This is a genomic window from Bacillus cereus group sp. MYBK227-1, assembly GCF_051916325.1.
GTDB classification, from domain to species: domain Bacteria; phylum Bacillota; class Bacilli; order Bacillales; family Bacillaceae_G; genus Bacillus_A; species Bacillus_A cereus.
Map to the genome: position 1 here is coordinate 583,469 of NZ_JBQAGK010000003.1, position 26,749 is coordinate 610,217.

Sequence of the window (26,749 nt, forward strand, 5' to 3'; positions counted from 1 at the left end):
AAAAAAAGCCTTCTAAGAAGAAGGCTTTCGGTTTGAATAGAGTCTTCTTCTCATCTGTCAAATCTTTCACAATTTGCTGGAATTAGCACCTTATTAACAAAATGTTAATGGTTGCTGAGGCGTCACAGGGCCAGTCCCTCTACCTCTCTAGATAAGAATGTTCGTATGAAATTTTTATTATGTTTTTAACTTTACAATAAAATATAACTGAATTGCAACTTTATTTTAAATAATTTTTATTTTTCCGCAAGTGTCATTGACTTTTACTTTTGTGCATGCTAAATTTATTAAAAAATTAACAAACATTGTTAAAAGGGGAACGCATTTCCTTTTAGCTACATAAATAAAATAATAAAGACAACTCTTATTGAGAGCGGTGGAGGGAAAGGCCCTGTGAAACCCGGCAACCTTCAAACGAAATGTTTGAAACGGTGCTAATACCTGCAAAACGAATGTTTTGCATAATAAGAGGAGGAACGATTATGTCCCCCTCTTCAAAGTGAAGAGGGGGTTTTTATATTGATAGAAATGAGGGAGAGTCGTGAAATTACTAGATTTATTATCAAAAGGAATTGTAATAGGTGATGGTGCGGTTGGGACGTTATTGCATTCACATGGTTTGCAAAGTAGCTTTGAAGAATTGAATGTATCTGATCCAGACTTAATTATATCGATTCATAAACAATATGTAGCTGCTGGAGCAGATGTAATTCAAACGAATACGTATGGAGCAAATGAGGCGAAATTACGTATGTATGGTTTAGAAAATCAAGTTACAGAAATTAATAGAGCGGCAGTAAAACTAGCGAAAGCATCTGTGACAGATAAAAATGCAATTTTAGGAACAATTGGTGGTATGAAACATATCGGAGCTGTTACAACGACTGATATGGAAAGAGAGTTTATGTTACTTGAACAGGCAGGGGCTTTACTAGAAGAACAGGTTGATGGATTACTATTAGAAACTTTTTACGATGAATTTGAATTACTTCATGCCGTTAAAGTATTGCGTAAGCAAACGAATATTCCAATTGTTGCGCAATTAGCGTTACATGAAGCAGGTACGACTCAAAATGGAAATGATGTCAATGAAATATTAAAGCAACTTATAGATTACGGTGCAAATGTTGTTGGATTGAATTGTCAACTAGGGCCGCTTCATATGACGGAAGCTTTCAAAATGATATCGATTCCTCAAAATGGCTATTTATCAGCATACCCAAATGCAGGCCTCCCGAATTATGTGGATGGACGTTACGTATATGAGGGAAGCCCAGCTTATTTTGAAGCGATGACACCGAGATTTATTGAGCAAGGTATTCGGTTATTGGGTGGTTGTTGTGGTACGACTCCAGAACATATTCAAAGTATGAAGCGCGCTGTTGCGAATATTACTCCTGTAATAGAAAAAGACACGATTCAAAGGCCGAAAGTCGTTCATACGCATGAGAAACGTTCGAAGGCTCGCGTCACTCTAGCAGAGAAAGCGAAAAAACAAACGACAGTTGTAGTGGAATTAGATCCACCGAAAACGTTAGATACACAGCGTTTTTTTGAAGGAGCAAGAGCGTTAAAAAGAGCGGGAGCAGATGCTATTACTCTAGCAGATAATTCATTAGCATCGCCTCGTGTTTCTAATATGGCGATGGGTGCGTTATTAACGAAGCATGATATCCCAGTATTGACGCATTTAACGTGTAGAGATCATAACGTCATTGGACTACAATCTCATTTGTTAGGTTTATCGGCGTTAGGGATGGAAGAAGTGTTAGCTTTAACTGGTGATCCAGCGCGCGTTGGTGATTTTCCCGGTGCCACTTCTGTATATGATTTATCCTCTATTGAGCTTATTAAAATGATTAAAGAAATGAACGATGGACGTTCAATTTTAGGGAAATCAATTGGACCGGCGACAAGGTTTTCTGTAGGCGGCGCATTTAATCCTCACGTGAGGCACTTAAAAGCAGCGGTTAAGCGAATGGAACGAAAAATAGATGCTGGAGCGGAGTATTTTTTAACTCAGCCAATTTACGATATCAAGTTAATTGAAGAAGTGTATGAAGCGACAAAGCATTTGGAACAACCTATTTTTATTGGAATTATGCCGTTAGTAAGTAAGCGGAATGCAGATTTTCTTCATTTTGAGGTGCCGGGTATTACTCTTCCTGAAGAAATAAGAGAGAGAATGGATGGACATGAAACAAAAGAGGCAGCAATTGAGGAAGGGATCCGCATTTCACAAGAATTGGTCGACGCAGCGATGAAATATTTTAATGGTATTTATCTTATTACACCATTTTTAAAGTATGAAATTACAGAACATCTTGTTAAATATGTAAGAGAAAAGCAAGAAGTGAAAGAAGGTATTAATTGATGAAGTGTATAGAAGAAAAATTAAAAAATAGCATTTTAATATTAGATGGTGCAATGGGGACAATGATTCAGCAAGAGGATTTAACTGCTGAAGATTTCGGAGGAGAAGAGTACGAGGGCTGTAATGAATATTTAGTGGAAACAAGACCAGACGTTATTTTAAAGATTCATAAAGCTTATATTGAAGCTGGAGCGGATATTATTGAAACAAATACATTTGGGGCAACGAATATTGTACTAAGTGATTATGATCTGTCTCATTTAGATGAAGAACTAAATGAAAAGGCAGCACTTTTGGCGAAGCAAGCTGTTAAAGAAAGCGGGAAGGAAGTATATGTTGCGGGAGCGATGGGACCAACAACGAAAGCAATTAGTGTTACAGGTGGTGTGACTTTTGAAGAATTGATTGAGGCTTATACAAGGCAGGCACGAGGATTATTAAAAGGAGAAGTTGATGTATTACTCGTTGAGACGAGTCAAGATATGCGTAACGTGAAAGCAGCTTATATTGGAATTCAAGCCGCTTTTGAAGAACTGAAAAAAACGGTTCCTATTATGATTTCAGGAACGATTGAGCCAATGGGAACGACTCTGGCTGGGCAAACAATTGAAGCTTTTTATTTATCAGTAGAACATATGAAACCATTATCTGTTGGGTTAAACTGTGCGACTGGTCCGGAGTTTATGAGGGACCATATTCGTTCACTATCTGATTTATCGGAGTGTTACATTTCTTGTTATCCAAATGCAGGTCTTCCTGATGAAGATGGACATTACCATGAATCTCCATCTTCTCTTGCTGAAAAGGTGAAGCGATTTGCTGAAGAAGGATGGATTAATATTATTGGTGGTTGTTGTGGCACGACACCAGAATATATAAAAGCAATGAAATCCGCGCTAGCATCTCTTAGGCCTCGTGACCATCATGAGAGAGAAGGACATGGAATTAGTGGATTAGAAGCACTGCAATATGATGAGTCTATGAGACCGTTATTTGTAGGTGAAAGAACGAATGTTATTGGGTCACGTAAATTTAAACGCTTAGTAGCAGAAGGGAAATTTGAAGAGGCTGCTGAAGTGGCAAGAGCGCAAGTGAAGAAAAATGCTCATATTATTGACATTTGTATGGCAGATCCTGATCGCGATGAAATAGAAGATATGGAAAACTTCTTAGCAGAAGTTACGAAAGTTTTAAAAGTACCGATTATGATTGATTCAACAGATGAAAATGTGATGGAGCGAGCTCTTACTTATATTCAAGGAAAAGCTGTTATTAATTCAATTAATTTAGAAGATGGAGAAGAACGATTTAAAAAAGTGACACCGCTTCTTCAAAAGTATGGTGCCGCTATAGTTGTAGGAACAATTGATGAAGACGGTATGGCGGTTAGTGCGGAACGAAAGATAGAAATTGCGAAAAGAAGCTATGAATTACTTACAAAGAAGTATGGGATACGCCCGTCAGATATTATTTTTGATGCACTTGTGTTTCCAGTAGGGACAGGTGATGAAGAATATATTGGCTCAGCGGCAGCGACTATAGAAGGAATTCGCCTTATTAAAGAAGCGTTACCAGAGTGTTTAACGATTTTAGGTGTAAGTAACATATCATTTGGTTTACCACCGGCTGGACGTGAAGTATTAAATTCAGTTTTTTTATACCATGCTACGAAAGCAGGATTAGATTACGCGATTGTGAATACGGAAAAATTAGAACGCTATGCGTCGATTCCAGAGGAAGAAAAACGCCTTGCAGATGCATTACTGTTTGAAACGACGAAAGAGACGTTAGAAGAATTTACAAACTTTTACCGAGTTGCTAAAAAGAAAGATGTCGTTGTGCAAGAAACGTTAACGCTTGATGAAAGACTAGCAAATTATATTGTAGAAGGTACGAAACAAGGATTACACGAGGATTTAAGTCTTGCACTTGAAGAAGGAAGAAAACCTCTTGATATTATTAACGGTCCGCTTATGACAGGGATGGACGAGGTAGGACGACTATTTAATAATAATGAACTTATTGTTGCTGAAGTATTGCAAAGTGCCGAAAGTATGAAAGCCGCTGTAAGCTATTTAGAGCCACATATGGAATCTAGTGATAGTGCGAAAAAAGGGAAAGTATTGTTAGCAACTGTAAAAGGTGACGTGCATGATATTGGGAAAAATCTCGTTGAAATTATTTTAGCGAATAACGGATATGAGATTATTAATTTAGGAATTAATGTACGTTCGGATCGAATTGTTCAAGAAGTACAAGAAAAGAAGCCGGACATTATAGGCCTTTCAGGTTTATTAGTAAAATCAGCGCAACAAATGGTAACGACTGCTGAAGATTTAAAAGCGGCAAATATTGATGTGCCCATTGTTGTAGGTGGTGCAGCGTTAACGAGAAAGTTTACAGATAATCGGATTTCACCATCATATAAAGGACTCGTTTGTTATGCGAGTGATGCGATGACGGGGCTCGATATTATTAATAAGCTTCAAAAAGAAGAAGAGCGTGAGAAGATGAAACAGGATAAAAAAGAACGTCATCTTCATATCGTAAAAAAAGAGGAGAAGAAAGTAGAAATTCCAGCAGTAATTGAGCCATTACCAAAATCAGAGGTTATGGTGCCTGATTCAACAAAACGAATTGTATTACGTGATATTCCGGCTCTTCATCTCGCACCATTTCTGAATAGACAAATGCTACTTGGGCATCACCTTGGATTAAAAGGAAATGTGAAGAAGCTTTTGAAAGAGGGAGATAAGAGAGCACATGAATTAAATGATTTAATAGATGAATTATTGCAGGAAGGACAATCTTGGTTAAAGCCGAAAGTAGTGTATCAATTTTTCCCAGCGCAAAGCGACGGACAAAACATTGTAATATATGATCCAGAAGATCATACGCGTGTTATAGAGCGTTTCACATTCCCTAGACAAGGAAAGGCTCCCTATCGTACTTTAGGTGATTATTTGCGCCCAATAGGAGATGAGATGGACTATGTTGCTTTCTTATCTGTTACGGTTGGGGAAGGAGTTCGGGACATCGCTGAAGAGTGGAAGGCGAAAGGTGATTACCTACGTAGTCATGCCATTCAATCGTTAGCGCTTGAATTAGCGGAAGGACTTGCTGAAAAAACACATATGCTCATTCGTGACCGCTGGGGCATTCCGGACTCACCTGAACTGACGATGGAAGAACGTTTCCGTACGAAATATAGAGGAATACGAGTGTCATTTGGTTATCCGGCGTGTCCAGAACTTGCGGATCAAGAAAAGCTATTTCGCTTAATTCATCCAGAGGAAATAGGTATTTCATTAACAGAAGGATTCATGATGGAGCCAGAAGCGTCCGTAACGGCTATGGTATTTTCTCACCCTGAGGCAAGATATTTTAGTGTATTATAGTCTAGAAGGGGGAGACGTATGAAGAAAATAGTCTTTACAGGTGGCGGTTCGGCAGGACATGTAACACCTAATTTAGCCATTATCCCATATTTACAGGAAGACAACTGGGATATCTCTTATATTGGTTCTCACCAAGGTATTGAGAAAACGATTATAGAAAAGGAAGGCATTCCCTACTATAGTATTTCGAGTGGAAAGCTACGTCGTTATTTTGATTTAAAAAATATAAAAGATCCTTTTCTTGTAATGAAGGGGGTTATGGATGCGTATGTAAGAATTCGAAAACTAAAACCAGATGTGATTTTTTCAAAAGGCGGTTTCGTATCTGTACCAGTCGTAATAGGCGGATGGTTAAACAGGGTACCAGTTTTATTACATGAATCTGATATGACGCCAGGACTAGCAAACAAAATTGCGCTTCGTTTTGCTTCGAAAATATTTGTTACATTTGAAGAAGCAGCGAAACATTTACCGAAAGAAAAAGTAATATATACGGGGTCTCCTGTACGTGAAGAAGTGCTGAAGGGAAATCGTGAAAAAGGTTTAGCGTTTTTAGGTTTTTCACGTAAAAAGCCAGTTATTACGATTATGGGAGGCAGCTTGGGCGCGAAAAAAATTAATGATACGGCTCGAGAAGCATTACCAGAACTTCTTAAAAAGTATCAAATTGTTCACCTTTGCGGAAAAGGTAACCTTGATGAAAGTTTACAAAATAAAGAAGGATATAGACAATTTGAATATGTACATGGAGAACTGCCAGATATATTAGCGGTAACAGATTTTGTTATTTCACGCGCGGGCTCCAACGCAATTTTTGAATTTTTAACATTACAAAAGCCGATGGTTTTAATTCCATTATCGAAATTTGCAAGCCGTGGAGATCAAATATTAAATGCAGAGTCCTTTGAAAGACAAGGATATGCCTCCGTATTATATGAAGAAGATGTAAATGTAAAATCTCTTATAAAGTATGTCGAAGAATTAAATCAAAATAATGAGAAGTATAAAACAGCACTAAAAAAATATAATGGAAAAGAAGCAATTAAAACAATCATTCAAAATATTTCAGAGGCATGATGAAATAATCATGCCTCTTTTAGTAGGGTGAAAGATTCCAAGAATTGATATTTTTATGTTACAATAAAGTGAAACTTTAATCAGTTGGGTGCATCCCACATCTAACTTCTTTACTGTTACTGAATTTTGAGGAGGGAGTCTTACTGCCCTCAAATAGCGGGATAACAAATGGGTTAATAGGGAAATTCCAATTAATAAGGCGTGAAAATACGAATGGATTAGGAGTGACTGTGTTGGAGCTAAGTCTCTATGAAAATACTGCACTTATTATATGCTTTGTGTTGTACGTTGGTAGTGTTATTGTTTATATTTCAAGGAAATTTTCGCAAGAAAGAGAGCTTGAAAAGTCGGAGATAACAGCTGAACTAGAAATGTTAGCTGATGAAAGTTATAAAAAACAAAAAATAAAAGAAGACCATGAAGCATCCCATCATTTAAACGCAAATAAGTTTTAAAGATGGGGATTTTTTTTGAAGTTGTTCTTTATTGTAGCTATAACAAATAACGCTAAAAAGGAGTTTCCCTATACATAATGAAGGAGTGTATATAAATGAATTTTTATATCGCCTCAGGTTTCCAAAATAAACATCTTGTACGTTCCGTAGCAAATGAACTGAAACATGCAGGATGGCACCATACATATGATTGGACCAAAAACGAAAAAGCAGCAAATGAAGAACAATTAAGAGAAATTGGTCAGGCAGAACAAAATGCTGTAAAAGAAGCGGATGTATTTTTACTTATATTAGATGGCGGAAATGGGAGCCATACAGAGTTTGGAATGGCGATTGCACTAGAGAAAACGATATATGTATATCATGCAGGAAGCCCGCTCCAAACAACGTTCTATCACTTGCCAGAAATAAATATTTTTGAAGGAGATGTAGCTGAGTTTGCATCTTATGTTATGAATCATATGAAATAATAGTAACTACCTAAAAGGTTATAAAAGTGATCTTTTGGGTACAGTGATGATAAGAAACGTATATAAAGGAGTACATAATATGAAATTAGAAAATGGATGGGAAACGAGCTTTTTAGAAGTCGTACAAAATAGTGAATTTAAGAAAGAGGCACTTCTTAGTCAATTGCTTTGTCAGGATAGTGAAGAAGTAGAAGAGCTTGTGGATGATTACGGCTACGAAGAACTTGTTGAACGTGAACATGATGATGAGTTAGCTGAAATCTTAGGAGAAGAACTTTTTAGTGAGATGGAACGCCAAGTATTCTTATCTTCAAACCCAGAAGAAAAATTGATTTCATTCGTCAATGGATTAGGTTTTCATGTGTTAGATTGGATCGTTCTTCTTGAAACAGAATTTGGCATTGATAGTGCAAACTTTACATCAGATGCTGTGAAGGTGTTAGAAAAGCGTTTCAGACAGTTTCCATACATAGAGGACAAGACAATTTTTGATATGACATTTGGAGAATCGATGGATGTATTAGAATCTGTTACAGGATTACAACTAAAGGAAAAGATGAACGTATAATGAAAAAAGAACGTGATTGGATCACGTTCTTTTTTTACATAATAATAATTTTATCATCTAGTTTTGTCTGCCCGGTAAGAAGTGCGTTTAAATATTCCACTTTTCTTATACAAGCTTGTATATGTCTTTCAATCTCTTGTAACTCTGCTTGGTGATGTGTTTCAATTGGATGAATTTGTACGTTGAATTTTTCAAATTGACTACTATATGTTATTTCTGCATAGCCGCTCATAATATCGGTTTCGTTATGAAATAAAAATTGCCTCGTTTTGTCACAGAATGATACATCCTGAAAGCCATATACTTTTAATGCTTCAATTACTTTTTTAATCATTTTTGTATTCATTTTTTAACCCTCTTTACGAAGTTCTACTTATATATTATAACATAAAAAATTACATAGAAAGCGCTTCCAAGTGTATTTTATTATAAACTTTACGTTTCAATCACAAAAATGAAACAAAGAAAAAATAATTGTAAAGAAGGAAGGACTCTTTTATTGTTTCGTCATATATATAGAGAAATAGTGCAATGAAAGGAAATTTTCCGAGGTGGAGATCGTATTTCCAATTTGAGCGCAGTAAAAGAGGTGAGAATTTTGAACTTTGATATTGTAGGACAAAAAGCATATATAAAAGATGGACCGCATCGGAACCGAATTGGAATTGTAAAGAAAAATGAGACAAAATTAGCATCGCAGTTTGCTATTGTAATTGGAGAACAAGTCATTGATGTAGAGCTAAAGGATATCGTGTTAGTTGGAGTAGACGTAGGACAATTTCATAAATGGTGCGAACAAAATGGTTATTTGTGAAAAGGACGGGCTGTGAGATAATGAAATATATTTGAGGAAAGAGGATATGTTATTGTATTCTCTTTTTCTATGTTTAAGGAGGCGAAAATGAAATATAAAGAACAGGAGTTTACGTTGGAGTTAAAAGAGAACATTCAATGTATGGAGAAGGAAATAGAGCGAATATCACTTAAACTGCATAAAGAGTATTCACATTTATACATAGAAAAACACATGGAATTAGATATGGGATTTGCAAGAGAAAAAGAGAATCCCTTTGAGGTGGGTTATTATTCATCAGTTGCTATAGCTATATTAGATGAAGAAAAAGAGCTGATTGGATTTCATAATATTCCAATTTGGAAATGTGAAAGAATCTTTTTAGGAATGCCAATTCAATCAAACATTTTGGGGAGTAAGAAAGTAGGGGAACTCACTGATGAATCTTGTTATGAGATTGAGGAAGAGTTAAAAGAGCAACTAGAAGAATACTTAGAGTGATAATTCTCAAGATAAAATCTATAAAGAGGGGACGGAATAAAAAAGACGCTAACAATTGTATGTTAGCGTCTTTTTTCATTATGAAGCAATTTCACCAGTTTTTGTATCATCTTGATTGTACGTATCTTGATCTAATTCACCAAGCCATTTACTTGAAATAAGACCTGCTGTCATAGAGCCACTTACGTTAAGAGCTGTACGCCCCATATCGATTAATGGCTCAACCGAGATAACTAGAGCAACAATACCGATTGGTAAGTTCATTGTAGATAGTACGATTAAAGCTGCGAATGTTGCGCCGCCACCAACTCCGGCAACACCGAATGAGCTAATAGCAACAACAGCGATTAAAGTTAAAATAAATTGTGGTTGTAATGGATCAATTCCTACAGTTGGAGCGACCATCATTGCAAGCATTGCTGGATAAATACCTGCGCAACCGTTTTGTCCGATAGATACCCCAAATGAAGCTGCGAAGTTTGCAATTCCTTCGGAAATACCAAGCTTTTCTTTTTGCGCTTCAATATTTAATGGCATCGCACCAGCACTAGAGCGAGATGTGAATGCAAATGTTAATACAGGGAACACCTTTTTTAAATATTGAATTGGATTTAAACCAGATAGCGCAATTAATAATAAGTGGATAACGAACATTACGATAAGTGCTACGTAAGACGCTAACACGAAGTTGCCAAGTTTTAAAATAGCATTTATGTCGCTACCAGCAACTGTTTTTGCCATAAGAGCTAATACGCCGTATGGAGTAAGGCGTAAAATTAATGTTACCATACGCATTACGATTGCATATACAGCATCAAGCATCTTCTTAAATAGCTCTGCTTGTTCTGGATATTTTCGTTTTACACCTATAAAGGCAATGCCGATAAAGGCTGCAAATATTACGACAGAAATTGTTGATGTTGGACGAGCGCCTGTTAAATCAAGAAACGGATTTGTAGGTAATAGCTCTAATAATTTATCTGGAATTGTTGTCTTTTCAATAGAAGTAAATCTTTCTTCAACTAGTTTCAGACGAGCAGATTCTGCATCACCTTGTTGTAGGCCGGTTGCAGATACATCAAATCCTGCACTTGCAGCGATACCGACAGCTGCAGCGATTCCTGTAGTAAGAATTAAAATACCGATAATAAGGCCACTAATTTTACCAAGGTTTTTCGTTAACTGTAATTTTGTAAATGCTGAAATAATAGATACTAAAATAAGTGGCATAACGATCATTTGAAGTAATTTTACATAACCGTTACCGATTAAGCCAAACCAAGTATTTGATTCAATAATTACTTTAGAAGTTGGCTCATAAATAAATTGTAATATAAGACCGAATAAAATTCCGACTCCTAAAGCGGTAAATACACGTTTATTAAAAGATACATGCTTACGTTGCATATAATATAATACGCCAACTAAGATGAGCATGACTGCAACGTTAATTCCGACAAGCAGTGTATTCATGTTGATTCCCCCTAATTCCAATCTGTTATATAGAATATAAGGTAATAAAACCTATAAGTCAACTAGGAAATTCCGGAATTAAAAAAAAGATGGCAAAATGCCATCTTTTAATGTCCAGCCCCAGGCACAAGTAAGAATGTCGTGTAGTATGTAAATCCTATGAAGAAAACAGTTAAATATGCCCCAAATACGTATATATACATACGCTCTGTTAATTTTAAATAGCTTAAAAGTACGAAGAAACCTGTTTGTCCTAAAAATAGTAGTGCGGCCGGTTGCATATCCCCTACGTAAAACATAACCGAGAAAATTCCAGTCCAAAAGCCGAGAACGCGAAACATGCGCTCCATGCCATCTCCCTCCTTTTCTAAAAAAAGTAAACCTCACCTCATTATAGTTTATTTTTCTTACTATTGTAAATATTCGTTCATATAAAAAGAAGCCAATTATTATTGGCTTCTTTTTATATGAAAAATTAAATTGTTAGTTTATAATTACAAGATTTACATCCATCTAATAGACTATCATTTCGAGTTAATTCCATGTTAGGGAATAGGATTTCAAAAATCCCTTTCATCATATCTCCGTGCATGTTACAAATTTCAGTTGGATGATGAACAGCAACTTCTTTAAATGGACAATTGTGTACATCATAGAAAATTTTTGTTCCATCTGCACTTAATTCAAATGCAGGTGATAAGCCAGCTGTTGAGAAAGCTTCTTTTGCAATTTGAACTTTTTGTTCCACTGTTAAAGCATCTTCACTCACATTTAAACGTTGCATATGTTGTTGCATTAATTCAGCTCCGAATTGTTTTCCTGTTTCGTATAGCGCTTTCTCACCAGCAGCACCAAGACTAAGTAAAGAATTAAATGCGATTCTTGCTAACAATTGATAATCACGGAATGGAAATTGTAATTGGATAACATCTTCAGATAAGACATACAATCTGCTCGGTCGTCCGCCTTTTCCAGTTTTCTTCGTTTCCGATTTTAGCATATGAACATCTTCTAATTTAGATAAATGTAAACGCGCTACGTTTGGATGAATGTCAAACTCATCTGCAATTTCTTGTACCGTTACGTAACTATGTTTTTGCGAAATATATTTATAAATGTAATAACGAGTTGGGTCAGATAATACACCTGTAATTTTTAAAGCTTGTTCCATGAGGATCTCCACCTTTATCACTTTATCCAAGATAATAACATTATAATACAGATAAACATGAGTATAGGTAATTTCAGACAATAATTCGGAAATTGTTCATAATTTCACAAACATATTTTTCCTTTTTCCTCTATTGAAAATACAAAAGTCCAAATTTTTATTGCGCATGTTTTCATGCTATATACATAGTGAGGAGGGAAAAGTGATGAATGGGATTGAAATTTTTGCGAATGCAATTTTAAAAGAAGCGTGTAGGGTACAAGCGTCAGATTTACATATTGTGCCCCGGCAGAAGGATGTAGCGGTTCAACTACGTATAGGAAAAGATTTAATGACGAGACAGTGTATTGAAAAGGAATTTGGAGAAAAACTTGTCTCACATTTCAAATTTTTAGCATCTATGGACATAGGCGAGAAACGGAAGCCACAGAATGGTTCGTTGTATTTGCAAATTGATGGACAAGAAGTGTATTTACGCCTTTCAACACTTCCAACAGTATACCAAGAAAGTCTCGTTATTCGCCTTCATTTACAAGCATCTGTTCAGCCCTTATCACATCTTTCGTTATTTCCAAGTACGGCAGCAAAACTACTCTCGTTTTTACGCTATTCACAGGGGCTACTTGTGTTTACTGGACCGACTGGATCTGGGAAGACGACGACAATGTATGCATTATTAGAGGTAATTAGAAAAAAGAAAACACGTCGCATCATTACACTTGAAGATCCGGTTGAAAAAAGAAGTGACGATGTATTACAAATTCAAATAAATGAAAAAGCGGGTCTCACATATGAAACAGGATTAAAGGCTATTTTACGTCATGATCCAGATATTATTTTAGTCGGTGAAATCCGTGATGAAGAAACAGCAAAAATAGCTATAAGAGCAAGTTTGACAGGACATTTAGTAATGACAACACTGCATACGAATGATGCGAAAGGAGCAATCATTCGCTTCATGGATTATGGTATAACGAGACAAGAGATTGAACAGTCTTTATTGGCTGTAGCTGCACAGCGACTTGTCGAATTGAAGTGTCCGTTTTGCAGAGGAAAGTGCTCAACTTTATGTAAATCAATGAGGCAAGTAAGGCAGGCTAGCATATATGAGCTACTATATGGATATGAGTTAAAACAAGCGCTTAAAGAAGCTGGTGGAGAATGTGTTACTTACAAACATGAGACTTTAGAATCGTCAATACGAAAAGGATATGCTTTAGGTTTTTTAGAAGAAGATGTTTATGTTTAAGAAAACATGGAGTTTAAGTGATCAAGTAGTATTGTTGAAACGTTTAGGAGAATTATTAGAAAAAGGCTACTCTCTTTTACAAGCATTAGAATTTTTACAGTTTCAATTACCTGTAGAAAAGAAAGTACAATTGCAGCGCATGATTGAGGGGTTAAAAGATGGGAAAAGTCTACACGATTCTTTTCATCAGTTAAAGTTTCATCAGGACATGTTAAGTTATTTATTTTATGCCGAGCAACATGGTGATATTTCTTTTGCTTTGCAACAAGGAAGTGCACTTCTTTATAAGAAAGATAAGTATAGGAGAGACATGATGAAAATAATGCAGTATCCTATGTTTTTGATGTTTTTTCTACTAATCATGCTCTTTATTTTTAAACTCATTTTATTACCTCAGGTTGAAATGGTTTATAGTTCGTTCGGTTCTAATACACCACTACTTACAGAACAAATTTTAAGTGCAATAAAACTGCTACCTTACATTATTTTAACCGCTATTTTAACTGTTATTATTGGAGGTATTTTATACATGTTGTATTTTAGGAAACTTCCACATATTAGACAGGTAAAAATTATGCTTCGTATTCCCCTCATCAAAACATTTCTTATTTTAAAGCATTCACATTATTTTGCTACTCAGTTGAGTGGTTTATTAAATGGTGGACTATCAGTATGTGAAGCTTTAACAATAATGATGGAGCAAAGATATCATCCGTTCTTTAAATATGAAGCGAGCCGGATTGAAAGACAATTAATTGGAGGAGAACAGTTACAATCTATCATTGCTAAAAGTGGGTATTACGAGAAAGAACTTTCTTATGTTATTACGCATGGACAAGCAAACGGCAATTTAGGGCTTGAATTAGGTGACTATAGCGATCTTATTATGGAAAAGATGGAACGGAAAATTAAACATATGTTAGTTATCATTCAGCCTATTTTATTTACATGTATTGGAGGAATCGTTGTCCTTATGTACTTAGCGATGATTATGCCGATGTTTCAAATGATGAATTCTATTTAGGGGGCATTTGTATGCAGAATGAGGAAGGGTTTACTCTGTTAGAGATGCTATTAGTAATGGTTGTCATAACTATATTATTACTATTAATTATTCCGAATGTAGTTACACAGCGCTCATCGGTCCAAGGAAAAGGTTGTGCAGCTTACGTGAAATCTATAGAAGCGCAAATACAAGTATATCAATTACAACATAATAAAATTCCATCGTTAAAAGAACTGACAGATGAAAAGTATATTACAACTGATAAGTGCCCGAATGGCGAATCTATTCATATTTCAGATGATGGCGCAGTATCAATTAGGGCATTGTGAAACAACAGGGGTTTACTTTTTTAGAAATGTTACTCGTTTTATTTGCTATTTCTGTATTAAGTATAGTTACGTATTTTAGTGTTCATTCCTTATACGAGCGACAAAAAGTTGAACAATTTTTGAGACAGTTTTCAAATGATATTTTGTATATGCAGCAATTAGCGATAAACCGTCAAAAGCACTATACATTACGTTGGCATAAAGATAGAAATATGTATGCTATAAAAGAGTCAGGTACAAAGTATTATATCGTCAAGCGAGAGTATGAAGAAGATATACAAATTGATTTGCATACGTTTCCAAATCCGATGACATATAATCCAAGTGGAAATATTAATAGAGGTGGTACGATTATAATTTCGTATCGAAATTATAAATATGAAATTGTATTTCAGCTTGGAAGAGGGAGATTTACGTATCGTGAAATGTCAAAAAGGATCCATAATGGCTGAAATGATTGTATCGTTAAGTGTTTTAATGATGGCTGTATCGTTACTACTACCGCAAACAGTATTAGTTATGCAAGAAAGAAAAAATATACAAATTCGTTATAAGGCAACTGGATTATTAAAAAAAGAAGCAGCTATATATATGTATGGAAATGAAGACAAGCGAATAATAGAAAAGAATATAAATGGAATTGTGTATTACACATATTGGGGAGGCAATGAAGTTTGTACTGTGTGGAGAGATGTGAAAGACAGAATGATGGAACAATGCTTTTATGTAGGAGAAAAAATAAATTAGAATTTGGTTTTTCATTAATAGAAATGATTGTATGTCTGTTTCTATTATCAATATTTTTTTTGCTCTTTCCCCGCCTACATTTCATTGAAATGGAAAATAAACAGTCGAAAGGGTTAAATGATTGGGAGTGGGATGTGTATTTAGGGCAAATGCAATTGGAGTTTCGTGAAGTATCATCTGGAGAACAGCTAGCATTTGAAAATGGAGAAAGTATTTTACGATTCCGATCGCGTAATGGGAGTGAAGTATCGTATGAAAAAGAGAATAGTCGTCTTATAAGAAAGGTAAATAGGCGCGGGAGGGAAGTTGTTTTACAAAATATTGGAACGGTTTCTTACAAACTAACACCTCATGTACTCATTATAAATGTGAAAGATACTAGTGGGAAAATATATGAAGGTGTAGTTATGCGATATAGCGAAATAGGAATAAACGTATGAGAAAGCAAAATGGATTTACAATGCCTGGAACGATTATCTTTCTTATTTTATTAACTTCTTTTTTTATATACGAAACAAATATGTTGTTTACAGATAAAAATTTTTATATAGAAATAGAACAAAAGTTTTTATTGGATGAATTACTTAACCGATCTATTACAGATATAAAAAAAGATTTACAGCAAAAAGAAAAAGAAGGTACATTTTTCTTTCAGTATGAAAAGGGAGAAGCGAGTGGAAATTATGTCTTTGAAAATGATTTAATTCTCGTTACGTTGCAGTGCACACTCAAACAGGAAGCTTTCTATACGGTGGGTTTTCGGTATAGAAAAAAGGATGGGAAAATAGTCGATTGGATAGAAGGATAATATGTAAAATATATGTAAATAAATCAAGGTTTCCTATTGTAAATTAAATTGATTTTTTAGAAGAAATGGATAAATATAATGATTAAAAGTTTAAATTTTCTCAAAAAAGAGAAAGGTAGAAAGAATATGATATATTCATGCTATCCAATCATTATTTTTAGGGAGAATAGGGAAATGACAAACAACAATCAAATAGGTGAAAATAAGGAACAAACTATTTTTGATCATAAAGGAAATACGATTATGACAGAAGATAGAGAAATACACATTATTTCAAAATTCGAAGAACCTCTTATTGTCGTATTAGCAAATGTACTAAGTGATGAAGAATGTGATGAATTAATTGAAATGTCTAAAAATAAAATGGAGCGTTCTAAAATTGGTTCATCACGTGATGTAAATGATATTCGAACAAGTAGCGGTGCATTTTTGGAAGATAATGAATTTACTTCAAAGATTGAAAAACGAATTTCATCTATCATGAATGTTCCTGCGTCGCATGGTGAAGGATTGCACATTTTAAATTATGAAGTGGATCAACAATATAAAGCACACTATGATTATTTTGCGGAACATAGTAGATCAGCTGCTAACAATCGTATTAGTACGCTTGTAATGTACTTAAATGATGTAGAAGAAGGCGGGGAAACGTACTTCCCGAAATTAAATCTTTCTGTACATCCTAGAAAAGGAATGGCAGTATACTTTGAGTATTTTTATCAAGATCAATCACTAAATGAGCTTACGTTACATGGAGGGGCACCTGTAACGAAAGGCGAGAAATGGATTGCAACGCAGTGGGTGAGAAGAGGTACTTATAAGTAAAAGCGAATGTTACGTTTTGTTCTTCATAGTATGAAGAACAAAACGTTTTTTTATTAAACAAAGTAGCATCTTTCGTTATAATAACAATTAATAAATGACGATTGAGAGGACAGAAAATGAAATCTATATACATAACCGGCTACATGGGAGCAGGGAAAACAACAATTGGAAAAGCGTTAAGTAAAGAACTTCAAATGGATGTTGTAGATACTGATCAAAAAATCGAAGAGAAGCAAGAGAAGGCAATTCGAAATATTTTTGCCGAAGAAGGCGAAATGGCTTTTCGGGAATATGAAAGCGAAATGTTACGTTCGCTACCAGTCCATAATGTCATTATTACAACTGGTGGGGGAATTATTGAACGAGCAGAAAATCGCAAGTGGATGAAAGAGAACGGAACTGTCGTGTATTTATATTGTGATCCGCATGTAATTGCAGAAAGGCTTCGTGAAGATACGACACGTCCACTATTTCAAAAGAAAGATATAGATGCATTTGTAACGAAATTTGAATTACGCCGAGCTTATTATGAAGAGGCTCATATTCATATCGATACGACAAATAAGTCTGTAAAGCAAATTATGAATGAATTAAAGGAAAAGATTAATGTATAAAAAAGTGGACATACTAATCAAGTAGAGGTGATGATAATATGTCTACTAATGATTATGTTCGCTTTGTGACGCAGCAGTTTGTGTCGTATATGGATGCTCCAAAAGAAGATCGAAAACAAAAGAAAGAACAACGTCGTGCTGAAAAAGAGCCATTTATGAATAAGTGGTTTGGTGTTATGCCGCTGAGTGCTGCTTTGTTTTACCGAAATGTAAAAAGTAAAAGAAAAAAATCAAGTTGAATTTTAGTCATATGTTTAGCAAACCAAAAATCCCCTAGTGTCGTATTACACTAGGGGATTTTTATTTACTGCACGGATTCTTGTTCTTCCGTAACGGCATGTATTTTATTGTTCACCCATACAAATCCTATTCCGATACAAATAGAAATGCCCCAGCCTACAGCGGTCATAATCGCTCTCATTTCACCATAGCCATCTACACCAAAAACAGAGATGAAATAAATTTTTAAAAAGCTTTTTAATATAAATTGTAGCCCGAAAAATAACGTTAAATATTGCAGTGCTGGATATATACGACTATCACGATACAGCTCACGACTTTTATCACGGTCATGACCTTGCAGTGCTGCAATATCCGCAGCGAAATATAACATGAGTGGTTTTTTTATGAAAATTGTACAGATGACGATAATACCGAGTACGATGTGATAATATGCATCATTCCACAACATTCGTTCAGCTGACCCAGATAATAAATCTACCGTTGTATTAGAAATGAGTGTAATTAAAATAAAGAACCCTGTCACGTTAAACTGTTTTTCTTTTTTAAAGGTATACAGTGTATAAATAATCCCCGGAACAGAGGAAAGTAACATCGCGTAATAAGGATCGATATAAGGTTTTGCAAATTTCCAAATGAGGAATGGGATTACGAGATAAAAGACAAGATCTAATATAGCTTTTTTATTTTGATTCATACAAAGCCTCCTTAAGTCATACATATATTTTATAATATAATTTCTGAAAATTGTATAAGGTTTAATGGGAAAAGAAAAAATATATCAATTTTTGAGGGATTAGTAGATTGAAAAAAATTGCCCCTAGCGTAGTAAGTTTTTTTAGTATATAATAAAGGAAACGCTTTCATTTTTAGTTTGTTCACAAAATGGACGGAAAATCACATATTTACTATCGATATGTTGCTTTATAATGAAACTAATTAAATATACATGCATACAATATTGTGAAATAAATAACATAAATAATCTATATAAATGTAAACGTTATCAAAAGAGAGAGGTGGAGACAATGAGTAAATTTTTCTTCAATCATAATCCAGCAACAGTAGAGGATGGAAGGCTTGTTAAATATGCTGAAATTATTTATGGAGAAGGTGGCCGTTCTGTATTAGAAAATTTAATGGTGAAGGCATCTATCAGATTGCGTGATCGTTATCCGAATAAATCTGACGAGCAGATCTCGAACCTAGTAAATAAAGGCATCCATGATATGTTTCAAAAATATGTGAGCGAGTAAGAGTGGCCAATGGCTGCTCTTATTTTTTTGTATAAGGATTGTAACTCTAGCTGAAAATAAACATGTATTCTGAAAAACGTAAAAAGGAGTGGGAAAGATGAGCAATGGAATTGGACGTTCGAAAGAAAATCTTCCAACTGATGCAAATCATGTGAGCGCGAAGGATCGTGCGTATCAAAAACGCATGGCAAAGCAAAAACAACAAGAGCGTAATGAGGATAGAGAGTAACTCGAAATAAAGCTCCTTCTAAAGCAGAAGGAGCTTTATTTTGATAGAAAATGATTCGCGGTAACATAAAAGAGTCCACCGTTAATAATTTGCACTGTAATACGTGGTTCATACTGTTCTTGCAGAGCTTGTTTTTCAATTTCATAGCTCTCAGGAAGTTCGTCACTTTCTTCATAAAAACGGTTTAAAAGGTCTAAATCATGATTCCAACGCACTCTTGCTTCTTTTGCCCACGTATGGTCATCTTCTGCAATTATATTTTTTAAAGCGTCTTCTATGCGTTGTAAACCACTTTGAGGTTTAATTATGGGCGAGAGCGTAAAACAAAAATCAGGTATTTTTGGTGTAAGTTTAATGTTTGTTAATGTTTCATGAAAGTTTGCCATCATTGTTCCAGAAATGAGATGAATACCAATCGAGTGAAGGATGTCTTTTTTTCGATCACATTGATAGGAAACTTTTATATTAATACCGAGCCAAGGGTGGAGCGGTGTATGTGTTGCCCCATTATGTCTTACATCCTCATATAAACGTATGTAAGAGCCTAATTCTTTTGTCGTTTGGAAAATTTGATGTAGACGTGGTGAACCGTAGTGAATAAGCTCACCATCATTTTCTTCATTTTCTGGATTTGTAATAAGAGTAAGGCGCATCGGATTCGGTACGCCTCCTGTTTTCTCAAGATAGTGCCAATAAAAAGGGCGATTCATTAATAATTTATCCATCTCAATTGTTAACTGTACATCTAATAAATGAGGAGAACGTTCTAAAATTTCACAGTTATTCGCCTCAAAGAAATTGTATAAGTAATTATGAATTTCATGTTGCTGCATAGCCTTGCACCTCAGCTTCATTTCGTTTCGCAAAGTCGATTATAGATGTTAAGTTTTCCATCTTAATTCTAATTTCACCTTCGCTTTTTGATTGCGCGAAAATTTCTTGAATGTGCGCGTCGATGTTTTTCATATTAATTCTCGTTAAAATTTCATCGAGTTCACCGATAACACGCTCGAATAAGTTGATTTTTTCATATAACAGTTTCAGAATATGTTCTTCAACAGTATGCTTTGTAGCTAAGTTATAAATATGAACATCATTCTTTTGACCGAGACGGTGAATACGTCCGATTCTTTGCTCAAGACGCATTGGATTCCATGGCAAATCATAATTGATCATATGGCTACAAAACTGTAAGTTAATGCCTTCTCCGCCAGCTTCCGTTGCAATTAACACTTGGGCACGATTTTGGAAAAGTTCCTTCATCCAATCTTTCTTCCCGCGTTTAAATCCGCCGCGGAATGGGACAGAAGAAATACCGTGTTGTTGTAAAAACCATTGTAAGTACATCTGTGATGCTCGGTATTCCGTGAAAATGACGACTTTATCGTCAATTTCTTTTATAAGCTCTAGAGCTTTAGTTGCTTTCGAGTTGAAAGGAATATGATTAATTTTGTCCATTAGCACATCGATATGTGGATCTTTTATATAATGTTCATTTTCTTTCTGTCTTTTTTCTACATGCTTTTTCAATGAATAGTAAACAGCCTCACGACTACTACACGCTTCCCGTTTTAACGTTAACGATGAGAAAGCAGATGTGAAGGCGTCTTGTCCTCGCCAATTTTCGATATCATTATATAGAGCTTGTTCTTGTTCATTAAACTCAACAAAAATTGTACGTACATGTCTCTTCGGCCAATCGATACCGGTATTATGTCGTCTATTTCGCACCATTACTTTATTAATGAGAGCTTTTAAGTCTTCATCTGATTCGGCTGAACGATTTTTGGAAGCGTAATATTCTTCAAAGTTGGATTGATTGCCTAAATGTCCTGGTTTTAATAAAGAAACAAGGTTAAAAATTTCATCAATCTTATTTTGAACAGGAGTAGCGGTTAGTAATAAACAAAACTTCTTTTTTAATCGTTGTGCAAATTCATAGTTTTTTGTTTTATTATTTTTCAGTTTATGTGCTTCATCGATAATAATAAGGTCATATTCTAAGTTCAACACGATATCGCGATGTGGTGAACGTTTCGCAGTATCAATTGATGATACGATTACGTCAGCTTGTTCCCACGAGTAGCTTTTCTTTTGTGCTACAGCGGGAATGAAAAACTTTGTATTCAGCTCGTATGCCCATTGTGATACGAGAGAAGCTGGGACAAGTATAAGTACCTTTTTCACAAGCCCGCGGACCATGTATTCTTTCAAAATAAGTCCAGCTTCGATTGTTTTTCCAAGACCTACTTCATCTGCTAGAATCGCTTTACCATTCATTTGTTCAATTACATTTTGAGCGACTTCTAATTGATGCGGAAGCGGTGTGAAATGGGATAAATGTTTCGGTGCTTGTAGTCCATCAAAAGTAGGAACAAGTAACGATTTTTCTGTTTCATAAGCTAAGTGATATAAATCCCAGTTTGTCCAAGGACCATCTTCATCAATTCTATTTAAAAAATTGTTTTGCCACGTCCGATCTACGGAAATATCGACATTCATTACGACTCTCCCACCTTTTATAAACTAAAGTAATTATTTTTTAATGTATGATGATTTGCCTTAAAAGAAGGCATAATTATCGTTATTAAAGGCTATATGATAGACAATAATAAAGTATTAAATCTCAAAAGCTGTATTTATTGTGTTTTAACATAAAAAATTCTAAATTATTTTTTATGCTAGAATATTGATGAAATATAGCGAATGATGTTAGGATAATGGTGTGAAATGTGTGGAATCTTTCGTATTTTATCCAAGAAAGTGATTTTTTATTTACGCTTTCATAAAAAAATATAATGAGATTCCGTATATCCTATCTTTTCAGAATGAAAATGTTTAGAAAAGGGAAGCAACTTTTATTGATTTGTCAAAGCATAAGGGGGAGAGAGCATGATTACATTACAACGTACACCGTTATTTGATGTATACGCGAAGTATGGTGGGAAAACAATCGACTTCGGTGGTTGGGAATTACCAGTTCAATTTTCAAGCATTAAAGAAGAACACGAAGCTGTACGTACAGCTGCAGGTTTGTTCGATGTGTCTCATATGGGAGAAGTTGAAGTAAAAGGTGTAGATAGTTTAGCATTTTTACAACGTGTTGTTACAAATGACGTATCTACCTTAAAGGTAGGGGGCGCACAATATACAGCTATGTGCTACGAAAATGGTGGTACAGTAGATGATTTATTAATCTACAAACGTGGTGAAGAAGACTATTTATTAGTAATCAATGCATCAAATATCGAGAAAGATTACGAATGGTTAGCAAGTCATGTAATTGGCGATGCGACAGTAGTCAATGTTTCTAGTGAAGTTGCACAGCTTGCAATTCAAGGACCAAAAGCAGAAGGCATTTTACAAAAAGTTGTGTCAGAAGATTTGAAAGAAATTAAGTTCTTTAAATTTAAAAACGATATTCTTGTAGATGGAATTCCAGCACTTGTATCTCGTACAGGTTACACAGGTGAAGATGGATTCGAAATTTACTGTAAGAGTGAAGATGCTGCAAAACTTTGGGAGAAACTTCTTGAAGTTGGAGCAGAAGAGGGCTTAAAAGCATGTGGTTTAGGTGCTCGTGATACACTTCGATTCGAAGCAACATTACCACTTTATGGACAAGAATTATCAAAAGATATTACACCGATTGAGGCTGGAATTGGCTTTGCGGTAAAAACAAATAAAGAAGCAGACTTCTTTGGAAAAGCAACGTTAAAAGAGCAAAAAGAAAACGGTGCGCCTCGTAAATTAGTCGGCATCGAAGTAATCGAACGTGGAATTCCTCGTACGCATTACCCTGTATTTATTGGTGAAGAAAAAATTGGGGAAGTAACAAGTGGTACACAATCTCCAACGTTAAAGAAAAGCATTGGTTTAGCACTAATTGATGTAAAATACGCAGCAGTTGATACAGAAGTAGAAATTGAAATTCGTAATAAACGCGTCAAAGCAGTAGTTGTTCCAACACCATTTTACAAACGTTCAAAGTAACGGGGAGAGGGGTAGATTTCATGTTGCATCGTTATCTTCCAATGACAGAAGAAGACAAAAAAGAAATGTTACAAACGATCGGCGTTCAAACGATCGATGAATTATTCTCTGATATTCCAGAGAGTGTTCGTTTTAAAGGGGATTTAAAAATTAAAGAAGCAAAATCAGAGCCAGAGCTTTTAAAAGAGCTATCTCAAATGGCTAGTAAAAATGCTAACTTAAAAGAATACGCTTCTTTCTTAGGAGCAGGCGTATACGATCATTATGCTCCAGTAATTGTAGATCATGTTATTTCTCGCTCAGAATTTTATACAGCTTATACACCATACCAACCGGAAATTTCACAAGGGGAATTACAAGCAATCTTTGAATTCCAAACAATGATTTGTGAATTAACAGGAATGGATGTAGCAAACTCTTCTATGTATGACGGGGGTACAGCTTTAGCTGAAGCGGCAATGTTAGCAGCTGGCCATACTCGCAAAAAGAAAATTCTTGTATCTAGCGCGGTTCATCCAGAATCAAGAGCAGTACTTGAAACGTATGCAAAAGGTCAAAATCTTGAAGTTGTTGAAATTAATCATAAAGATGGTGTAACAGATTTAGATGTATTACAAAGTGAAGTAGATGATACAGTTGCTTGTGTAATCGTTCAATATCCAAACTTCTTCGGACAAGTTGAAAAATTAGCTGATATTGAAAAAATCGTTCATCAACAAAAATCATTATTTATCGTTTCTTCAAATCCATTATCATTAGGCGCATTAACACCACCAGGGAAATTTGGTGCTGATATTGTAATCGGTGATGCACAACCATTCGGTATTCCAACGCAGTTTGGTGGACCGCACTGTGGTTACTTTGCAACAACGAAAGCATTTATGCGTAAAATTCCAGGACGTCTTGTTGGACAAACTGTAGATTCAGATGGTAAACGTGGATTTGTATTAACGTTACAAGCACGTGAACAGCATATTCGTCGTGATAAAGCGACATCTAACATTTGTTCAAACCAAGCGTTAAATGCATTAGCAGCTTCTGTTGCAATGACGGCACTTGGCAAACAGGGTGTGAAAGAAATGGCACGTCAAAACATTTCTAAAGCACAGTATGCAAAACGTCAATTTGAAGCGAAAGGCTTCACAGTAACATTTGCTGGACCATTCTTCAATGAGTTTGTTGTAGATTGCAAACGTCCAGTGAAAGAAGTAAACGATGCATTATTACAAAAGAATATTATCGGTGGTTACGATCTAGGCCGTGATTATAAAGAGCATGAAAACCATATGCTTGTAGCAGTAACTGAGCTTCGTACAAAAGAGGAAATTGACACACTTGTAAACGAAATGGGGGCTATCCAATGAAGAATCAAGACCAAGCACTTATCTTTGAAGTGAGTAAAGAAGGACGCATAGGATATAGCTTACCCAAATTAGATGTAGAAGAAGTGAAACTAGAAGATGTGTTTGAGAGCGATTATATTCGAGTAGAAGATGCAGAGCTACCAGAAGTATCTGAACTTGATATTATGCGCCACTATACAGCACTTTCAAACCGTAACCACGGTGTTGATTCTGGATTCTATCCACTTGGATCTTGTACGATGAAATATAATCCGAAAATTAATGAGAGTGTAGCTCGTTTCGCAGGATTTGCAAATATTCATCCACTGCAAGATGAAAAGACAGTACAAGGTGCAATGGAATTAATGTACGACTTACAAGAGCATTTAATTGAAATTACAGGTATGGATACTGTTACTTTACAACCAGCAGCTGGTGCACACGGAGAATGGACAGGTTTAATGTTAATTCGTGCATACCATGAAGCGAATGGTGACTTTAACCGTACGAAAGTAATTGTACCTGACTCTGCTCACGGAACGAACCCAGCATCTGCAACTGTAGCTGGTTTTGAAACAATTACAGTAAAATCAAATGAAAATGGCCTTGTTGACTTAGAAGACTTAAAACGTGTTGTAAACGAAGAAACAGCAGCACTTATGTTAACAAATCCTAATACATTAGGTCTATTCGAAGAAAATATTTTAGAAATGGCAGAAATCGTCCATAATGCAGGCGGTAAATTATACTATGATGGTGCAAACTTAAATGCGGTATTAAGCCAAGCACGCCCAGGAGATATGGGATTTGACGTTGTGCATTTAAACCTTCATAAAACATTTACAGGTCCTCACGGCGGTGGTGGCCCAGGTTCTGGTCCAGTAGGTGTGAAAGCTGATTTAATTCCGTACTTACCAAAACCGATTTTAGAGAAAACGGAAAGTGGTTATCACTTCAACTACGACCGCCCAGAAGCAATTGGTCGTGTGAAACCATTCTATGGTAACTTCGGAATTAACGTTCGTGCATACACGTATATTCGCTCTATGGGTCCAGATGGTTTGCGTGCAGTAACGGAGTATGCTGTATTAAATGCGAACTATATGATGAGAAGATTAGCGCCATTCTATGATCTTCCATTCGATAGACATTGTAAGCATGAATTTGTATTATCAGGTCGTCGTCAAAAGAAACTTGGTGTACGTACATTAGATATTGCAAAACGTCTGCTTGATTTTGGTTACCATCCACCAACAATTTACTTCCCATTAAATGTGGAAGAATGTATTATGATTGAGCCGACAGAAACAGAATCAAAAGAAACATTAGATGGTTTCATTGATAAGATGATTCAAATCGCTAAAGAAGTAGAAGAAAATCCAGAAGTTGTACAAGAAGCACCGCATACGACAGTCATTAAACGTTTAGACGAAACGATGGCTGCACGTAAACCAGTTTTACGTTATGCAAAGCCAGCTCCTGTACAAGTTTGATTAGAATAACAAAAGAAGAACTCGCTGAGGCGGGTTCTTTTTTTGTATGGATAATTTGTCCCGCATTAACGGACAGTAAACTTCCAACTCAAAACTTAGCTGGTGCAAAGAAGCCAGGTGGGAGATAAACTGTCCGTAAATGCCCGATTGGTTCAACTAATAATCAGTGGGGATGAACAAAAATCCCCACTGATTAAAGTTTCACTTTATGCAGAAATAGTGAAGAAAATGTTAAAAAAATATATTTTTTGTTTCCTAATGGTGTAAAGGTGTAGTTTTATAGGTAGTTTTGTTGAAAAAGTCGGTTTGATAAAAGTATTTATTTTTGTTAGAATTT

Annotated in this window: 31 protein-coding genes and 2 riboswitches; of the genes, 23 read left to right on the forward strand and 8 right to left on the reverse strand. The window is 35.5% G+C overall.

Annotated elements, in window-relative coordinates; genetic code table 11:
* Positions 1 to 47: 47 nt before the first annotated feature.
* Positions 48 to 158: riboswitch (SAM riboswitch) on the reverse strand.
* A 203-nt stretch (positions 159 to 361) separates the two neighbouring features.
* Positions 362 to 471: riboswitch (SAM riboswitch) on the forward strand.
* A gap of 70 nt (positions 472 to 541) precedes the next feature.
* The 6 genes from ACTFRM_RS16290 to ACTFRM_RS16315 all read left to right on the forward strand — a co-directional run bounded on the left by ACTFRM_RS16290 (position 542) and on the right by ACTFRM_RS16315 (position 8,342).
* Positions 542 to 2,374: a bifunctional homocysteine S-methyltransferase/methylenetetrahydrofolate reductase gene (locus tag ACTFRM_RS16290; RefSeq protein ID WP_088321957.1), complete on the forward strand. Its 1,833-nt coding sequence runs from the start codon at positions 542 to 544 to the stop codon at positions 2,372 to 2,374.
* Positions 2,374 to 5,772, forward strand: a complete 3,399-nt coding sequence (gene metH / locus ACTFRM_RS16295; RefSeq protein ID WP_440043460.1) for a methionine synthase — start codon at positions 2,374 to 2,376, stop codon at positions 5,770 to 5,772. Before ACTFRM_RS16290 ends, metH begins: the two co-directional genes overlap by 1 nt.
* Positions 5,773 to 5,790: 18 nt before the next feature.
* Entirely contained in the window at positions 5,791 to 6,849 is a 1,059-nt protein-coding gene (gene murG, locus ACTFRM_RS16300) for an undecaprenyldiphospho-muramoylpentapeptide beta-N-acetylglucosaminyltransferase (RefSeq protein WP_000724776.1), read from the forward strand.
* Positions 6,850 to 7,043: 194 nt separating this feature from the next.
* Positions 7,044 to 7,304 (forward strand): DUF3966 domain-containing protein, encoded by a 261-nt coding sequence (locus tag ACTFRM_RS16305; RefSeq protein WP_001250699.1) that lies wholly within the window; start codon positions 7,044 to 7,046, stop codon positions 7,302 to 7,304.
* Positions 7,305 to 7,399: 95 nt separating this feature from the next.
* A complete protein-coding gene (locus ACTFRM_RS16310; RefSeq protein WP_001012342.1) occupies positions 7,400 to 7,774 on the forward strand; it encodes a nucleoside 2-deoxyribosyltransferase in 375 nt (124 codons plus the stop codon).
* 79 nt (positions 7,775 to 7,853) lie between these two features.
* On the forward strand, positions 7,854 to 8,342 hold the full coding sequence (locus ACTFRM_RS16315; protein ID WP_000764267.1) for a hypothetical protein: 489 nt from the start codon (positions 7,854 to 7,856) through the stop codon (positions 8,340 to 8,342).
* 34 nt (positions 8,343 to 8,376) lie between these two features.
* On the opposite strand, the gene ACTFRM_RS16320 is transcribed toward ACTFRM_RS16315, so the two are convergent.
* Positions 8,377 to 8,688 (reverse strand): hypothetical protein, encoded by a 312-nt coding sequence (locus ACTFRM_RS16320; protein WP_001093239.1) that lies wholly within the window; start codon positions 8,686 to 8,688, stop codon positions 8,377 to 8,379.
* A gap of 252 nt (positions 8,689 to 8,940) precedes the next feature.
* Between ACTFRM_RS16320 and ACTFRM_RS16325 the strand changes: the two genes are divergently transcribed.
* Positions 8,941 to 9,156, forward strand: a complete 216-nt coding sequence (locus tag ACTFRM_RS16325) for a DUF3912 family protein (protein ID WP_001008327.1) — start codon at positions 8,941 to 8,943, stop codon at positions 9,154 to 9,156.
* A gap of 87 nt (positions 9,157 to 9,243) precedes the next feature.
* Complete coding sequence (locus ACTFRM_RS16330; RefSeq protein ID WP_088321955.1) at positions 9,244 to 9,636, forward strand: hypothetical protein; 393 nt, start codon at positions 9,244 to 9,246, stop codon at positions 9,634 to 9,636.
* 78 nt (positions 9,637 to 9,714) lie between these two features.
* On the opposite strand, the gene ACTFRM_RS16335 is transcribed toward ACTFRM_RS16330, so the two are convergent.
* From ACTFRM_RS16335 to ACTFRM_RS16345, 3 genes are all read right to left on the reverse strand, one after another.
* Positions 9,715 to 11,109 carry an L-cystine transporter gene (locus ACTFRM_RS16335; protein ID WP_001094345.1) on the reverse strand — a complete coding sequence of 465 codons (1,395 nt, stop codon included), beginning with the start codon at positions 11,107 to 11,109 and terminating at the stop codon, positions 9,715 to 9,717.
* Between the two features lie 107 nt (positions 11,110 to 11,216).
* A complete protein-coding gene (locus ACTFRM_RS16340; protein WP_000440716.1) occupies positions 11,217 to 11,459 on the reverse strand; it encodes a DUF2626 domain-containing protein in 243 nt (80 codons plus the stop codon).
* A 125-nt stretch (positions 11,460 to 11,584) separates the two neighbouring features.
* Complete coding sequence (locus ACTFRM_RS16345) at positions 11,585 to 12,280, reverse strand: helix-turn-helix transcriptional regulator (RefSeq protein ID WP_000434125.1); 696 nt, start codon at positions 12,278 to 12,280, stop codon at positions 11,585 to 11,587.
* A 205-nt stretch (positions 12,281 to 12,485) separates the two neighbouring features.
* Here ACTFRM_RS16345 and comGA point away from each other — a divergent pair, with 205 nt between their 5' ends.
* From comGA to ACTFRM_RS16395, 10 genes are all read left to right on the forward strand, one after another.
* A complete protein-coding gene (gene comGA, locus ACTFRM_RS16350; protein ID WP_001013170.1) occupies positions 12,486 to 13,529 on the forward strand; it encodes a competence type IV pilus ATPase ComGA in 1,044 nt (347 codons plus the stop codon).
* Positions 13,516 to 14,553 carry a competence type IV pilus assembly protein ComGB gene (comGB, locus tag ACTFRM_RS16355; RefSeq protein WP_302479207.1) on the forward strand — a complete coding sequence of 346 codons (1,038 nt, stop codon included), beginning with the start codon at positions 13,516 to 13,518 and terminating at the stop codon, positions 14,551 to 14,553. The genes comGA and comGB overlap by 14 nt, the downstream gene beginning before the upstream one ends.
* Positions 14,554 to 14,564: 11 nt before the next feature.
* Complete coding sequence (gene comGC, locus ACTFRM_RS16360; RefSeq protein ID WP_001178687.1) at positions 14,565 to 14,864, forward strand: competence type IV pilus major pilin ComGC; 300 nt, start codon at positions 14,565 to 14,567, stop codon at positions 14,862 to 14,864.
* Positions 14,861 to 15,316, forward strand: a complete 456-nt coding sequence (comGD, locus tag ACTFRM_RS16365) for a competence type IV pilus minor pilin ComGD (protein ID WP_000813141.1) — start codon at positions 14,861 to 14,863, stop codon at positions 15,314 to 15,316. Before comGC ends, comGD begins: the two co-directional genes overlap by 4 nt.
* Positions 15,309 to 15,611, forward strand: a complete 303-nt coding sequence (locus ACTFRM_RS16370) for a hypothetical protein (RefSeq protein ID WP_000829469.1) — start codon at positions 15,309 to 15,311, stop codon at positions 15,609 to 15,611. Before comGD ends, ACTFRM_RS16370 begins: the two co-directional genes overlap by 8 nt.
* Positions 15,581 to 16,051, forward strand: a complete 471-nt coding sequence (gene comGF, locus ACTFRM_RS16375) for a competence type IV pilus minor pilin ComGF (RefSeq protein ID WP_000923101.1) — start codon at positions 15,581 to 15,583, stop codon at positions 16,049 to 16,051. The genes ACTFRM_RS16370 and comGF overlap by 31 nt, the downstream gene beginning before the upstream one ends.
* The gene (gene comGG, locus ACTFRM_RS16380; protein WP_001231317.1) at positions 16,048 to 16,419 is read left to right on the forward strand and encodes a competence type IV pilus minor pilin ComGG; all 372 of its coding nucleotides are present in this window, start codon (positions 16,048 to 16,050) and stop codon (positions 16,417 to 16,419) included. The genes comGF and comGG overlap by 4 nt, the downstream gene beginning before the upstream one ends.
* A 174-nt stretch (positions 16,420 to 16,593) precedes the next feature.
* Positions 16,594 to 17,244 carry a 2OG-Fe(II) oxygenase gene (locus tag ACTFRM_RS16385; protein WP_000183856.1) on the forward strand — a complete coding sequence of 217 codons (651 nt, stop codon included), beginning with the start codon at positions 16,594 to 16,596 and terminating at the stop codon, positions 17,242 to 17,244.
* 116 nt (positions 17,245 to 17,360) lie between these two features.
* Positions 17,361 to 17,858: a shikimate kinase AroK gene (gene aroK / locus ACTFRM_RS16390; protein ID WP_000836654.1), complete on the forward strand. Its 498-nt coding sequence runs from the start codon at positions 17,361 to 17,363 to the stop codon at positions 17,856 to 17,858.
* A 38-nt stretch (positions 17,859 to 17,896) separates the two neighbouring features.
* Entirely contained in the window at positions 17,897 to 18,097 is a 201-nt protein-coding gene (locus ACTFRM_RS16395) for a YqzE family protein (protein ID WP_000106083.1), read from the forward strand.
* Positions 18,098 to 18,162: 65 nt separating this feature from the next.
* Here the strand turns inward: ACTFRM_RS16395 and ACTFRM_RS16400 are convergent, their stop codons facing one another.
* Positions 18,163 to 18,795, reverse strand: a complete 633-nt coding sequence (locus ACTFRM_RS16400) for a VC0807 family protein (RefSeq protein ID WP_001073111.1) — start codon at positions 18,793 to 18,795, stop codon at positions 18,163 to 18,165.
* Positions 18,796 to 18,936: 141 nt separating this feature from the next.
* Entirely contained in the window at positions 18,937 to 19,053 is a 117-nt protein-coding gene (locus ACTFRM_RS16405) for a hypothetical protein (RefSeq protein ID WP_003279814.1), read from the reverse strand.
* A 73-nt stretch (positions 19,054 to 19,126) separates the two neighbouring features.
* Between ACTFRM_RS16405 and ACTFRM_RS16410 the strand changes: the two genes are divergently transcribed.
* Positions 19,127 to 19,354 (forward strand): hypothetical protein, encoded by a 228-nt coding sequence (locus ACTFRM_RS16410; protein WP_000032702.1) that lies wholly within the window; start codon positions 19,127 to 19,129, stop codon positions 19,352 to 19,354.
* Between the two features lie 97 nt (positions 19,355 to 19,451).
* Positions 19,452 to 19,583: a hypothetical protein gene (locus ACTFRM_RS16415; protein WP_000064668.1), complete on the forward strand. Its 132-nt coding sequence runs from the start codon at positions 19,452 to 19,454 to the stop codon at positions 19,581 to 19,583.
* 35 nt (positions 19,584 to 19,618) lie between these two features.
* On the opposite strand, the gene ACTFRM_RS16420 is transcribed toward ACTFRM_RS16415, so the two are convergent.
* Entirely contained in the window at positions 19,619 to 20,416 is a 798-nt protein-coding gene (locus ACTFRM_RS16420) for a YqhG family protein (RefSeq protein ID WP_001183964.1), read from the reverse strand.
* Entirely contained in the window at positions 20,403 to 22,085 is a 1,683-nt protein-coding gene (locus ACTFRM_RS16425) for a DEAD/DEAH box helicase (protein ID WP_001100040.1), read from the reverse strand. Before ACTFRM_RS16425 ends, ACTFRM_RS16420 begins: the two co-directional genes overlap by 14 nt.
* 390 nt (positions 22,086 to 22,475) lie before the next feature.
* On the opposite strand from ACTFRM_RS16425, the gene gcvT reads away from it, so the two are divergent.
* Genes gcvT through gcvPB form a run of 3 tightly spaced genes read left to right on the forward strand, consistent with a single transcriptional unit; the run spans position 22,476 to position 26,412 of the window.
* Complete coding sequence (gene gcvT / locus ACTFRM_RS16430; RefSeq protein ID WP_000631769.1) at positions 22,476 to 23,576, forward strand: glycine cleavage system aminomethyltransferase GcvT; 1,101 nt, start codon at positions 22,476 to 22,478, stop codon at positions 23,574 to 23,576.
* A 20-nt stretch (positions 23,577 to 23,596) separates the two neighbouring features.
* Positions 23,597 to 24,940, forward strand: coding sequence for an aminomethyl-transferring glycine dehydrogenase subunit 1 (gene gcvPA / locus ACTFRM_RS16435; protein ID WP_000903240.1), 1,344 nt, complete (start codon positions 23,597 to 23,599; stop codon positions 24,938 to 24,940).
* Entirely contained in the window at positions 24,937 to 26,412 is a 1,476-nt protein-coding gene (gene gcvPB / locus ACTFRM_RS16440) for an aminomethyl-transferring glycine dehydrogenase subunit 2 (RefSeq protein WP_000795703.1), read from the forward strand. The genes gcvPA and gcvPB overlap by 4 nt, the downstream gene beginning before the upstream one ends.
* Positions 26,413 to 26,749 lie beyond the last annotated feature (337 nt).